The 13,427-nt window shown below is 38.9% G+C and carries 10 protein-coding genes; all 10 read right to left on the reverse strand.

Translation table 11 applies throughout. The features are described from left to right. On the reverse strand, positions 1-404 hold a 404-nt coding region (locus tag HT734_RS08255; protein ID WP_173277789.1), incomplete at its 3' end, for a transposase family protein. A gap of 251 nt (positions 405-655) precedes the next feature. After that, the gene (gene ezrA / locus HT734_RS08260; RefSeq protein ID WP_061759990.1) at positions 656-2,383 is read right to left on the reverse strand and encodes a septation ring formation regulator EzrA; all 1,728 of its coding nucleotides are present in this window, start codon (positions 2,381-2,383) and stop codon (positions 656-658) included. Positions 2,384-2,464: 81 nt separating this feature from the next. Next, positions 2,465-4,411, reverse strand: a complete 1,947-nt coding sequence (gene gyrB / locus HT734_RS08265) for a DNA topoisomerase (ATP-hydrolyzing) subunit B (protein WP_061759989.1) — start codon at positions 4,409-4,411, stop codon at positions 2,465-2,467. A 14-nt stretch (positions 4,412-4,425) separates the two neighbouring features. Next, positions 4,426-4,989, reverse strand: a complete 564-nt coding sequence (locus HT734_RS08270; RefSeq protein ID WP_173277817.1) for an HAD family hydrolase — start codon at positions 4,987-4,989, stop codon at positions 4,426-4,428. 85 nt (positions 4,990-5,074) lie between these two features. Beyond that, positions 5,075-5,629, reverse strand: a complete 555-nt coding sequence (locus HT734_RS08275; RefSeq protein ID WP_173277791.1) for a DJ-1 family glyoxalase III — start codon at positions 5,627-5,629, stop codon at positions 5,075-5,077. A gap of 10 nt (positions 5,630-5,639) precedes the next feature. Then, positions 5,640-6,863: an FtsW/RodA/SpoVE family cell cycle protein gene (locus tag HT734_RS08280; protein WP_061759988.1), complete on the reverse strand. Its 1,224-nt coding sequence runs from the start codon at positions 6,861-6,863 to the stop codon at positions 5,640-5,642. A gap of 36 nt (positions 6,864-6,899) precedes the next feature. Then, positions 6,900-9,350, reverse strand: a complete 2,451-nt coding sequence (locus tag HT734_RS08285; RefSeq protein ID WP_173277793.1) for a bifunctional DnaQ family exonuclease/ATP-dependent helicase — start codon at positions 9,348-9,350, stop codon at positions 6,900-6,902. Between the two features lie 199 nt (positions 9,351-9,549). Then, complete coding sequence (locus tag HT734_RS08290; protein ID WP_173277795.1) at positions 9,550-10,479, reverse strand: peptidase U32 family protein; 930 nt, start codon at positions 10,477-10,479, stop codon at positions 9,550-9,552. Positions 10,480-11,054: 575 nt separating this feature from the next. After that, positions 11,055-12,692 carry a hypothetical protein gene (locus tag HT734_RS08295; protein WP_173277797.1) on the reverse strand — a complete coding sequence of 546 codons (1,638 nt, stop codon included), beginning with the start codon at positions 12,690-12,692 and terminating at the stop codon, positions 11,055-11,057. Then, positions 12,673-13,422 (reverse strand): ABC transporter ATP-binding protein, encoded by a 750-nt coding sequence (locus HT734_RS08300; protein ID WP_173277798.1) that lies wholly within the window; start codon positions 13,420-13,422, stop codon positions 12,673-12,675. Before HT734_RS08300 ends, HT734_RS08295 begins: the two co-directional genes overlap by 20 nt. Positions 13,423-13,427: the final 5 nt, after the last annotated feature.

The following is a 13,427-nucleotide window of genomic DNA, read 5'->3' on the forward strand; positions in this document are numbered from 1 at the left end:
ATGACAGTTGAAGTTGAAATGGCCAGCTGATGAGCAATGTCGGTCATAGAAGTCTTTTCAATTAGCTTCTGGGCAATCTTTTGGTTGATGATACGAGGGATTTGGTGATTCTTCTTGACGAGAGAAGTCTCAGCGACCATCATTTTAGAGCAATGATAGCACTTGAAACGACGTTTTCTAAGGAGGATTCTAGTAGGCATACCAGTCGTTTCAAGGTAAGGAATTTTAGAAGGTTTTTGAAAGTCATATTTCTTCATTAGGCTTTCGCAATCAGGACAAGATGGAGCCTCATAATCCAATTTAGCTATGATTTCTTTGTGAGTATCCCTATTAACGATATCTATAATTTGGATATTTGGGTCTTTGATATCAAGAAGTTTTGTGATAAAATGTAATTGTTCCATATGATTCTTTCTAATGATGGTTTGGTTGCTTTTCATTATAGATCTTATGGGACTTTTTTCTACACAAAAATAGGCTCCATAATATCCATAGGGGATTTACTCACTACAAATATTATAGAGCCGGTTTATTTTGCTTTTTAAATCATCTCCAATTTTTTATCTTAAAATCCTATCATACACGATTTTATAGGTAATTAATAAATAAAAAAGATTTGATTCTGCTTCTCACACAATCAAATCTTTTTCTTTTATTAAAAACGAATCGTTTCACGTGTTTTCTCATATGATGTAACAAAGCGATTGGTTACACCAGGCTCTGCCACTTCCAATGCTTGAGAAATCTTGTCAAATGAAGCGTGATAATCAAATTCTTTTTCAAAAATATCTAAAGCTTCGTTAAATGCTTCTTGGATACGTTCATCAAATGAGCGATAGCGGTTAGAATATTGCAAGAGTTGCTCTGTCAAGGTTGCATACTGTACAATATTATAAGTTTCCGCCTCAAGCTCCTCCATATCCTTCGTTGCAATTTCAAGAATACGATTAACTGATTCTATATTGACTAAGTTTTGTTCTAATTCAGCCATGAGATCTTCCGTATTATTACTTGCTGTAAAGAATAACTTCAAGAAACTTTGTGGAATACCAGGTAGGTTCCGTTTTTCCATATATCTCTTGATTGTATGGAGACGATTAACATATACATTTGCTTTTTGACGTGCATTGATATCATCTTTCTCAACTCGTGCAAGACGCTCACTAACTGAAATCTGTTCATCTTCAATCTTTTTAAGATTTTCCTGCAGAGATTCAAGTTTTTCTTCAAGAATTGAATATGCTTGAGTTGCTTCATCCTGATCCGAAATCGCTTCAATAATGGCAGTCTCAAAACTTTCTAATTCTGACTGTAAACGGCGAACATGACTTGCATCTGATTCAGAAAGTAAATAGTTTTTACTCAAACGCTCAATGTCTTCTATCAATAAAGCATTATTTTCCTTCATGTGTTGAAGATAAGTAGGAAGTGTTGCTACTAAACCTTCTACTACTTTCTGTGCCGCAATTTCTCTTGTAAAGATATCATAAAGTGCATTAATCTCTTCTTGGATTTGAGTATTTTCGTACTCTGCATTATCCAATTCTAGTTTCGCAATATTCTCATGATTTTTCTTGAGAGCTTCATAAAGCAGTTGGAAACGCGCTTCAATATCTGTCTCAGCAAAATAATAGTTGGCATCTAAAAGCTTACGGTAGCCATCTTCTAAATCTTCCAGTTGATCAGGTAGGTCTTTAGATAATGTTGCTACAATTGCTGGGATACGATCAACAATATGTGTCAAAGCCAAGATATGATTTTCAGCATTATCCAAAATCACAGCAGCTTCTACTGGGTCACCAGACGAATTTAAAGTTACAAACTGAGAAAACTCTGATTGGATATTTTCCAATTGTTTTTCGATTTCAGACAAACCTTGTCCATATTCTTCAGAATGATCAGCAACTCGGTGTTGCAACTCTTCAAACAAGTCCAAGGTATGCAGAACACGTCCACTATTTTTAGACTCTTGTTTCTCCAAATCTGCCAAGGCGTTGCGAATTGCCGCAATATCTTCTTCAATCAAGGTAATTTGGCTCTCAATTTGATCAATTTGATGACTGGCTTTGAAAAAACGGAATGAGTTGTTATAGCCTTCTGCCTCGAAAAGATTATTTTCGATATCTGCAAAAGAGTTAAGAGATAGGTCAACCCATTTTTGGTTCCATTCACGGAAAGTCACCTGACTTTGTCCAATCAAGTGCATATTTTTTACAGCTTCAACTTCATCATTAACCGGAAGATTATAAAGCTCTTCTTTTTTCTCTTCTAAAATTGCTAATTTACTTTCATTGCGCTTCCTTACATAGATTGCGATAGCATAGGCAATGACCAATAAAACTGCAACTGCAATTATTAAATAAATTACTAGGCTAGCAGACATATTAAACTCCTTTTTTACTTGAAACAATCGTAACGATTATATCATATTTTTTAGACCAAGGGAACTACTTCTCTCTATTTTTTAGACATCAAGTGTACTATAGACGGCATTTTCTTCGATAAACTCACGACGAGGCTCTACTCGATCCCCCATCAACATATCAAAGATTTTATCTGCCTCTGCAGCATCATCCACAGAAACTCTAGCCATCAAGCGATGTTCGGGATCCATGGTTGTTTCCCATAATTGATGATCGTCCATTTCACCTAGTCCCTTATAACGCTGAATGGTCGGTTTGGTACGACCTTCACTATAACGGGCTAAAGCTTCTTGGAGTTTGATTTCTTGATCTGCTCCTGGCTGGATATATTCTTTAATCTCACTTCCAACCTTGACACCATAGATTGGTGGTTGGGCAATATAAACATAACCAGCTTCTAGAATTGGTTTCATATAACGATAAATCAAGGTTAAAAGAAGGGTACGAATGTGGGCTCCATCGACATCGGCATCAGTCATCAGAACGAGTTTTTGGTAACGAGCTTTTGAAACATCAAATTCTGCTCCAAATCCTGTTCCCATCGCTGTGAATAGACTTCTAATTTCTTCGTTAGCAAGAATCTTATCCATACTTGCCTTTTCAACGTTCAAAATCTTACCGCGAATTGGAAGGATTGCCTGGAACTCACGGTTGCGACCAGATTTAGCTGATCCACCTGCTGAGTCTCCTTCGACGATGAAGAGTTCTGTTTCAGCAGGATTGTTAGAAGAACAGTCTGCTAGTTTCCCTGGAAGGTTGGAAATTTCCAAACCTGATTTCTTGCGAGTGACTTCACGCGCACGCTTGGCAGCCACACGAGCCTTAGCAGCTAAAATTCCTTTTTCCACGATACGCTTGGCGATCTGTGGATTTTCCATGAGGAAATCAGAGAAGGCATCACTGAAGAGACGATTGGTAATCTTAACAACTTCGCTATTCCCCAGTTTGGTCTTGGTTTGTCCTTCAAATTGTGGATTTGGGTGTTTAACCGAGATAACTGCAGTTAATCCTTCGCGGACATCTTCACCTGTTAAGTTGTCTTCATTGTCTTTCAGTAACTTATTCTTACGAGCATAATCGTTGATGACACGTGTCAAGGCTGTACGGAAACCTTGCTCATGCGTTCCACCTTCATGGGTATGAATATTGTTGGCGAAACTCATGACATTTTCATGATAACCCGTTGTGTACTGCATGGCTACTTCAACTGTGATATCATCCATCTCACCGTCTGTGTAGATTGGTGTATCAAAGATAACATCCTTGTTCTCATTGATATACTCAACGTAACTAGCAATCCCACCTTCATAATGGTAATGCTTGGTTTGTTCCAAACCTTCACGCTTATCTGTGATAGAGATTCGAAGACCACGATTTAGAAAGGCCAATTCTTGAATACGCTTATTTAATTTATCAAAATCAAAGGTTGTTGTTTCAGTGAAGATTTCTGGGTCTGGTGTGAAGTGAACTGTTGTTCCCGTTTTATCCGTATCTCCAACCACCTCAAGGTCTGCAACAACATGACCACGACGGTATTCTTGGTAATGAATTTTACCGTTTTTGTGGACATGAACATCTAACTGAGTGGAAAGAGCATTAACTACTGAAGACCCCACTCCGTGAAGACCACCTGAGACCTTGTAGCCGCCACCGCCAAATTTTCCTCCAGCATGAAGAACCGTAAAGACTGTCTCAACGGCAGGTCGGCCTGTTTTTTCCTGAATATCGACTGGGATACCACGCCCATCATCGACAACAGTGATTGAATTATCTGGCTCAATAAAGACTTGAATATGGCTGGCAAATCCTGCCAAGGCCTCGTCAATTGAGTTATCAACGATTTCCCAGACTAGATGATGAAGACCTTCTTTTGAGGTTGACCCGATATACATCCCTGGACGCATACGAACAGCCTCTAAGCCCTCTAAAACTTGAATTTGACTGGCATCATAATTCTGTGCCTGCAGATTTTTGATTTCTTCTGTCATCTTATTCCTTTTTCTTACATGTCTAATACTTGTCTTAAATTCACGATACTGGTAAACAAGTGGGTATCCAATCCTGCAGCTTGACCTGCTTCGATATCAATCGGCCGATCACCAATGACAAGCCCAGAATCAATCTGATACTTCTCTCTTAAATAAATCATAGACTCAGGATCTGGTTTTCTCTTAAAGCCTGAGTTAGAAGTCACTACTTCCGTAAAATAAGCTGCTATGGAGGTTTTTTCTAAAATTTCCAAGACCTGATCATTTCGATGAGAGACCAAAAAATGACGCCCACCTTGATTTGAAATATCCTCCAATAAGTCAGAAACTCCATCAAATAAAATCGGGTGTTCAAGCTCTCTGGCTTCATTTTCCTTGTACTTTTCTAAAAAATGCTCTAAGTTGGGAGCGAATGTCTCAATTGCAAAATCAGTAGAAACCTTTAAAGCTTGATAGACACTGTCATGGTCTTGTCTGATACCATACAGTGCCAATGTTTCAACAAATGCAGCTGTTGAAGTTTCATAATTATCTAGTAAAGTTCCACCTAAATCCCAGATATAATCGTGATATTTCATAGCTTTCATTATACCATTTTTTCGTTAAAAAAGCGATGATTTCCCTGAGTTTTCCACATAAAAAAACGAGAGGTTAACTCCCGTTTTATTGATTTTTACCAAAGACATCTCGATAGAGCATTCCAGTTCGTAACCCCTCTGCGTCTCCTCCTAATTGCTCTACCAACTCGTAGGCAAAGGCAAGGGCTGTCGAGGGACCTCGACTGGTTGTCAAATGACCATCTACCACTACTGTTTTCTTGACGTATTGACCATCAATGATTTGCTCTTGAACACCATCATAACAAGTAAACTTCTTATTTTTCAATAGCCCTGCTTGATTGAGGGCAATTGGCGCCGCACAAATTGCTGCCAGTTTCTTTCCTTCTTGCTCGAAGCTTTTCAATTCTTGAATCAAGGCCTGATTATCGCGCAAATATGCAGAACCAGGCATCCCTCCAGGAAGGACAATCATGTCATAGTCTGATAAATCACCATCAAAGACACGATCTGCTGTGACTTGGATTGCATGTGAACCCGTCACTTGCTCTTCAAAACCAACCATATCACAAGTGATATTTGCCCGACGCAAAACATCCACAACTGTCAAAGCTTCAATTTCTTCAAAGCCCTGAGCCAACATAACTGCTACTTTAACCATGATTTTCTCCTTATTTGATTCGTTTTAAAACAACCTTTTTCCGTTTGAAAGGGACTTTTCCACTCTTTTCTTCAGCTAGATTGGTTTGATAACTCATCGATAAAAGCAAGCCAACACCGATCAAGTTACTGATAATAGCCGATCCCCCTTGCGAAATAAAAGGCAGAGGAATCCCAGTCAAAGGAAGCAAGCCAGTAACAGCACCGATATTCTCAAAGATATGGAAGAGCAACATCATAATCAAACCTGTGGAAATATAGGTGTAGAACTGGTTATTTGATTTAAGAGTAATCTTTAACATACGGTAAATCAGCATGAGATAAAGGGCAATAACAAGAACAGAGCCAATAAATCCAAAATCTTCTGCAATGACCGTGAAAATCATATCCGACTCTCTAACTGGAATAAGCAAATTAGAAGCATTAAAACCTTGACCAAATAAGCCACCACTCCCAATGGCAATCTGTCCTTGAGCCTGCTGATAAGTGGTTGTTTGGGCAAAATCAAATGGATTAAGCCAAGCCAAAATACGGTTGATTTGGTAGGTCGGCATTCCCAGTTGATGGAGAAAAGCCCGGCCGTCCTTACTGATAAAAATGGCTAAGAAACCAACAATACCTGTTACAGCAGTCACAAATACTGGGATAATAATTTTCCAAGAAACCCCTGATAATAAAACGATTCCTGAGAAAATAGCTACAAAAACCAAGGCAGTTCCTAAGTCACTTTGAAGTGCCAAAAGAACTAAGACTGGAATGGTAAAGAGAATCATCCAAAAAATTAACAAAAAGTCCAGTGGAACTGTGCGTCTCCATTCCTTATGTTTTTTTGTAAATTGGACAATCACACGAGCCAACATGAGGATATAGGATATCTTCATAAATTCTGATGGTTGGAATAGGGTAATTCCATTTATTGATACCCAGTTTTTGGCACCCGTTGATGCAACTAAGCTTGGATTATAAAAGACAATCGGCAAGACCATAAGTCCCAAGCCTAAAATATACAGAAAGGGGGTCACCTTCCAAAGAAATTCTGTATTAAAAAGCATGACCACAAAACCAATCACAAGCCCCAAGGCGATCCAGGCGACCTGCTGCCCTAGAATGGGCAGAATATTGTTTGGATAATCATGACTAACAGCTATATAGATAGCCACCACGCCAATAACCAGTAAAAAAAATACTGGCAATAGCAAACTATAATCGACTCTAGAGTCGAGAGAACGTTTCATATATACTAACCTTATACTTTCATACAATACTATTTATCAAAGTTCATTTAAAAATTTATCAACAGCCTCATCAACTTCGGATCGAGAGACGGTTTTAACAGTCGCTTCTTTTGCTAGAGAAGTCACTATTTGCTTGCCATATCGTTTTCCGACGATTCTTCTATCCAGAATGAGGGTTAAGGAACGTTGGTGTTCACGTCTCATACTTCTTCCCAAAGCCTGTTTTAAACGAATAATAGCCATGGGCAATTGATAATCATAAAAGGCATTTTTCCCTTCTTGATTCAATTCCTGATTAATCTTTTTCGTCAAGGGATCTTGAGGATTTTGGAAAGGAAGTCTTGGTACAACTTGAATCACAAAAGGATGACTTGAAAAATCAACTCCCTCCCAGAAACTTGCTGCACCAAGCAAGATTTGTTGTTCTCCTTTTTCAAAGCGTTTCTTCAGTTGATGAACATCGCCATTTTTATACTGGGCCAGATGGCTAACTGGAAGTAAATCCGATACTGCTAGAAGCATGTCTTTGGCAGTAAAGAGAACCAAAATTGGTTGCTGGAAAGCTTGAATTTCCACTAGTAAATCAGCTACTTCTTTGGCATAGACTTCTAAGGAAGTTTCTGTCACCAGAGGGAAATCTTTGACCAAGACCACTTCTTGATCCTGTTTTTTACCAGCTTCAACCTTGACAAATTTGGCTTCAGGATAGCCTAAAAGGTCTGCCAAAGAAACCCTCTGACTAATCTCAAGAGTGGCCGACACTCCCAAGACTTGACATGAATCAGGCACTAAAGAAGATAGAAGAATACGGCCAGATTTCGTAGAAGAAATCTGAATTTTCTTTTGACTCGTTTCAGTTAATTCAAGCCAATAATCACCTTCAGCTGTAAAATAGCGAACCAGATCCTCAAAGCCTTCTACTTCTAATTCTGAAAAATACTGGTGGAGATTGGCAAGAGAATCTAAGATATTTTTCCTAGATTTGCCAGACTGAAATTGTTCTATCAAGTAGAGGCACTCAAAGCGAATACTTTCTAGTATTCGTTGCTGGACCTTATTTTGCTCCTCCAATAAAGCCTTATCAACTAAATCAATAATAGACTGGATATCGTAGGTCTCTTGAAGCAGATTTTCTAGAGCCAACAAAACTTTTTGGACTTCATCAATAATCAATAAACGGTCACTAACAAATTCAGGATTATCTTCAAGTCTAGTTACAAGATAGGCATGATTGGTCACTAAAAGCTTGCAGGTTTGTGCCTTTTCTTGACTACGTTTCCAAAAATCTTCCGTCACAAATAAACTCTTGGATGATAAATTCCCATCATGACGAAGGTCTGTTAGAAAATGTTGGTAACGGTAGAGTTGCCCGATTTCATCCAAATCCCCCGTTTCTGTCTCTGTCAGCCAGACCAAAAGTTGCATTTTAAAGCGTCTAAATAAGCGATTTTCATCATTTTCCTGCAAGGAACGATAAAAGGCATCCAGCTTCAGATAATTTTGTGGCCCCTTTAAAGAATGAATATCTGTATGGAACATTTCCTTGAGACGTTTACCTTCTTCTTCCATGATTTGATTTTGAAGAATCTTTGTCGGAACACTAAGAACAATTTGTCGCTCTTTGACTTGAGATAAAGCGGGTAAGAGATAGCCATAGGTTTTCCCAATCCCTGTCGGTGCTTGAATTAATGAGACAGGCTCATCTTTCAATAGCAAGCCAACCTCTTTAGCAAAACTTTCTTGCTCCTCCCTCACTTCAAGATTCAACAGAGAAATATTTTTAGAAAAATCTTGAGATAGTTTTCGTGGCTCCAGAGGAGCTGCAGTCTTCTTGAAATACAGTCCTTGAACTTCGACCAAGTCGGGAGAACTCAGGATAGATTGGTTTCGATAAATTTCTTCAATAACCAGATAGGACTCATATAGGAGGGCGTCAGCCATTTCCAGCAAGCGTTCCAAGAGACCTTTAGGAAGTTGGGCCATCTTTTCTCGCAAAAAAAGAAGTAATTCCGCAGTAGCTTGGGCATCTGAAAGAGCTGTGTGGGCTTGTTTTAGAGGAATTCCTAATTCTCGACACAAAATCGGCAAACTATATTTTTCCAGTTCAGGGAAAAAGACCTGGGCCAATTCGACCGTATCAACACGAGGATTTCTTAGCTCATAACCTTCAAAAAATAAATTTTCCGCTAAAAGATTGGCATCAAACTGAACATTGTGGGCTACAAAAATCCCATCCTCCACCAAGTCAAAGATTTTTCTGGCAACTTGCGAAAAATCAGGTGCTTGCGCCAGACGTTGGTCTGTCAGTCCTGTCAATTCTTTGATATGAGCATCCAAGGGTTCATGGGGATTAACATCTGTCGTATAGTGATCGACGATTTTTCCATCCTCAATCACAACAATTCCCACTTGAATAATTTTAGCCTTACTACCTGTGCTAGTTGCCTCTAAATCCACCACAACATAGCGATTACCAATCGTTTTCATTATAAAAAATTATACCAAAAAAAGGGCCATTTGGCACCTGCAAACATGAGATAATTTTCAAACTTAAGGACGCTACTTAGCTTAAAAATCCTATCAAATAGAGCATCCTAGCCTGCTAATTTTTTGAAAATATTGGAGAATAAGAAAAAATTGAGAGAAGAAATGATTGTCTCTTCCTTCTCTCAACTTGCAGTTTACTTTATTTAACCATGTCAGGATCGTAATCATAGAATCCCGTATCAAGGAAACGGTTTTTAGGGTGTAACTTGCGAACTTCTTCATCCAGTAAGAAGGCTTGGTCATGGCTAAAGTTGCCCTCTTGGATCAAGCTACGCGCTTGAATAAAGAGTTTTGCAATCTCAACAAAGTTTTGACCAGGAGTGTAGAGCCCTTCTAGTTTCCAGTGAGTGAAACCATGCTCTACCAATTCTGTCAATTTGGTCATCAAATCAAGGTCATTGTTGGCAAAGATGTGGGTCCCATGATTGTCTTCAAAAATGGAATAATGGCTCTCAGGATCACTTGGTTCAGCCAAGAAGAGGTCACGCTTGCGAGTCTTTTCATCATCGATATGCGTAAAATTATAGTAGTTTTGTAAGAGCGGACGTTTAGAATGGTGAATAACACTTGCACCGTAAACCAAAACTTCAGCAGGAATTTCCAAAATCTCTGGCATTTTGAAAAGTTCAGCTGATGGGATTTCACGCGCCAAAACAGCTTCAGATGCGCCAGCCTTTTGTCCCCAGAAGTTAATCTGACGACTGCTAGTCACCATTGTAGAAGCATCGTAGATAGTTTTAAAGGAATAACCATCGCGATTGACCACATAAAAGACGCCTGCATCCCCAATCGTAATGTAGTCTGTCTTAATTTCTTCCAAGAAATCTAAGAAAGGCTTGATACGGTCCATCATATCTTGGTGCATGAGGGCATTAACCGCAACAATCAATTCCTTACCAGTATCATGAACCAGCTTAGCGATTTCACGCAATTGGTCATGACTAAAGGTTGTTGGCAGACGAAGGCCAAAATCTTTCTCACCGACATAGATACGGTCTACGCCAGCTTCGAGCAGTTGTTTAACTTGTTCAATACTTTCAGCAGTTGCTGTAATGATAATCTTTTCCATAAGAAAAATTATACCACATTTCTCCAAAATCAGCCAAGACTTATCAGAGTTTTACAAATAGGAATCATTTCTCGGTAACTTTTCAAAGTAACTTCCAGTTGCCTGACCGAAGTGGAAATTAGTCTAATACTCTTCAAACCACATCAGCTTTATCTGCAATCCCAAAGCGGTACTTTGAGCAACCTGAGGCTAGCTTCCTAGTTTGCTCTTTGTTTTTCATTTAGTATAAAAACGGATTTTTATAAGAATAGCTAGATGAAAGGCAGCCCCAGAAGCATGAGAGAGCTCGCCAGTAACAATTTACTTTGTACACTATCCATAAATAGCAAACATCTCAAGCTCCATTAATCTTCAAAACATCATAGATAAAATCTAGTCCCCAATTTAAGCAATTGATGCTGTAGGATTTATACATTGTTATAAATTTCTAGTCGTTTTGTTCTTATGATAAGAAAAATGGCATAGAAAAACGAGTATATCCAACTAGGGAAATGCTCGTTTTTTGCTAGTTAGAAGTGGGGTTTACTCAGCTTCATTTCTTTTTATAAAATGTATCAAGCAAGCGACCAACTACCTCATCTTTTTTCTATCTCTGCCAATATGCGTGATAGATAGTAATGATAGCCAAAAATAGCAAGACCAAGCAAAAGGATAAGAGCTCCTACTCCCAAGCTGATGGCAAGGACAGGGAAGAGAGACTTAACTAAGAACAAGCTACCAATGACTAAAACCATTAATATAACACTATAAACCAAGATCAAAACAATTGCTACTATACGATTTGAACGGTTCACCAAGTCCGTAATACTACTCCAATTGGTTGACAGATTTTTTACGTCCTTAAAGTAATTGTGGCAAGAAAGTATGACACTGGCAAGGGTCCAGACTACAAGAAGGTAAATCATCGAAAGGATGGGCAAGCCTAGATATAGAGAAAGACCAAGTAAAGTCAGAACTGGTAAAAAGGACTGAACAGCAAATATAATCCAAAATTTCACTTTCACATAACGAGCAAAGTCAAAGGGTAAACTCTTAAGAAAATCAACATTTTCCCTCTCCAAGGATAAGGCAATTGAAGGCAGGCTGGTGATATTGTTATTGACAACTGCTATAAAGAGAGCTATAAAAAACAAGGGTAACCAGTATGGAGGATAAATATCTGGAACTATCTGAGAATCTCGGATTTTGGAAATCAGACCAATCATCATGAGATAAGGAAGGAAAGCACTTGTAAAAAGCACTGTAACCACGCCAGTTCCCTGTCCCAAGAGGGAGAGGTTGTAGCGTAAAACCATACGGAAAAAGCCCTTTTTATTAGTAGTTGAAATTCTCTCCTTATTGCGACGTTCTTTCTTGACCTTCTCCTCACTATTAAGCAGGATCACATCATAAAAATGAGGAAAAACCTTCTTTTTGGTCAGGTAAAGCAAGAAAACAGTTAAAGCTATCCAAGCGAGCAGACCCAGTATGGCTTCTGTCGAAAAAGGCTCCACTGCTATTTTGTAAAAGATATGAAGAGGATAAAGGAGAAATGGAATGTCTCTAACTTTGTCAACAATACTTCCAAAAGTCGACTGTAGAAAGAGGACAAATATTAAAGGTATGAGAACCCCTATCCCAATCATCACATTCGAAAAAATAGACTGATACTTTCTGAAGACCGTAGTCTGAGCCAAGAAATGTACTGCCACTACCATCACTAAAGTAACAGAGACAAATAATAAGGCCAAGGACAACAGCATCAAAGGTAAGCCCAGCCAAAGAGAAGGAGCTAGCCTAATATAGAGGACTAGAAAATAAGCTAGGATTGGTACAATTCCAGCTAGAGCTGGCAAGAGAACAGACAGTCCTTTAGCAATTATAATCTCTGATTCTTTAAAGGCATAGGGCCTATACGATGCCAAGTCCTTACTCTCATAAAAGACATTGTAAAATGCAGTGAAAGAAGTTGAAAAGGCAAGCACCAGTAAAATAGCAACCATGCTACTAAAAAAACTTGGTATTTCCTCAAAAGGAAAACGAAAGGCTATATTTATAAACATTAAAAGCATCAAGAGACTGGAAAAAATGTAAGAACTTAGGACTCTAGCGGAAACATTTACTTTTTTTCCAGGATTTTTAGCTTGCTTCTTTCGTAGGTTAGCCAGATTAGCTTCTTGAGATGAATAGAGGATATTGATATCAACTAATTTTTTAATGACCTTGAGACGCATCTGAAACCTCCTCTTTTCTACCAGCAAGACTAAGGTAGATACTTTCCAAAGACTGGTCTGGATAGTCTTTTCTCAAGTCCTCTACGCTACCACAATAAATCAAATGCCCCTTTTTCAAAATGGCAATCCGATCACAGACTTGCTCGGCTACCTCTAGGACATGAGTTGAAAACAAGACCGTCTTCCCTTTTTGTGCATGTTCCTTCATCATCTGCTTCAAATCAAAGGCAGCCTGGGGATCCAAACCAGTCAAGGGTTCGTCCAAGACCCAAATATCAGGATCAGACAAGAGTGCTCCGATGACAAAGACTTTCTGACGCATTCCGTGAGAAAGGGTTTCAATAACCTGATAGCGGTTTTCAGCAAAATCAAAAACACTTAATAGCCTAGCTAGACTAGCCTCCAAGTCAGAGCTAGTCAGATCATAAGAGGAGGCGATTAATTCCCAAAACTCATTGGCTGTTAAGCGTAAAAATAAGTCAGGCGAGTCTGCAACGTAGCCAATCTTTCGTTTGATCGCCAAGCGATTTTCCGATAAATCCTGACCGTCCACCAGAATACGACCACTGCTGGGCGAAATGATACTGACTAAGGATTTTATAGTGGTCGATTTTCCAGCCCCATTATGGCCAATCAAGCCCATAATCTCCCCATTTTCAATCTGCAAATTGAGACTGCTCAAGGCCTCTTTATCACCATACAACTTACTAACATTTTGAAATTCAATCATGGGAC

The sequence above is a fragment of the Streptococcus sp. k-90 genome (genome assembly GCF_013277565.1).
GTDB lineage: Bacteria > Bacillota > Bacilli > Lactobacillales > Streptococcaceae > Streptococcus.

Coding starts and splice junctions, on each gene's coding strand:
- ezrA (WP_061759990.1), bottom strand. CDS start 2,383: ATGTCTGCTAGCCTAGTAATTTATTTAATAATTGCAGTTGCAGTTTTA.
- gyrB (WP_061759989.1), bottom strand. CDS start 4,411: ATGACAGAAGAAATCAAAAATCTGCAGGCACAGAATTATGATGCCAGT.
- HT734_RS08270 (WP_173277817.1), bottom strand. CDS start 4,989: ATGAAATATCACGATTATATCTGGGATTTAGGTGGAACTTTACTAGAT.
- HT734_RS08275 (WP_173277791.1), bottom strand. CDS start 5,629: ATGGTTAAAGTAGCAGTTATGTTGGCTCAGGGCTTTGAAGAAATTGAA.
- HT734_RS08280 (WP_061759988.1), bottom strand. CDS start 6,863: ATGAAACGTTCTCTCGACTCTAGAGTCGATTATAGTTTGCTATTGCCA.
- HT734_RS08285 (WP_173277793.1), bottom strand. CDS start 9,350: ATGAAAACGATTGGTAATCGCTATGTTGTGGTGGATTTAGAGGCAACT.
- HT734_RS08290 (WP_173277795.1), bottom strand. CDS start 10,479: ATGGAAAAGATTATCATTACAGCAACTGCTGAAAGTATTGAACAAGTT.
- HT734_RS08295 (WP_173277797.1), bottom strand. CDS start 12,692: ATGCGTCTCAAGGTCATTAAAAAATTAGTTGATATCAATATCCTCTAT.
- HT734_RS08300 (WP_173277798.1), bottom strand. CDS start 13,422: ATGATTGAATTTCAAAATGTTAGTAAGTTGTATGGTGATAAAGAGGCC.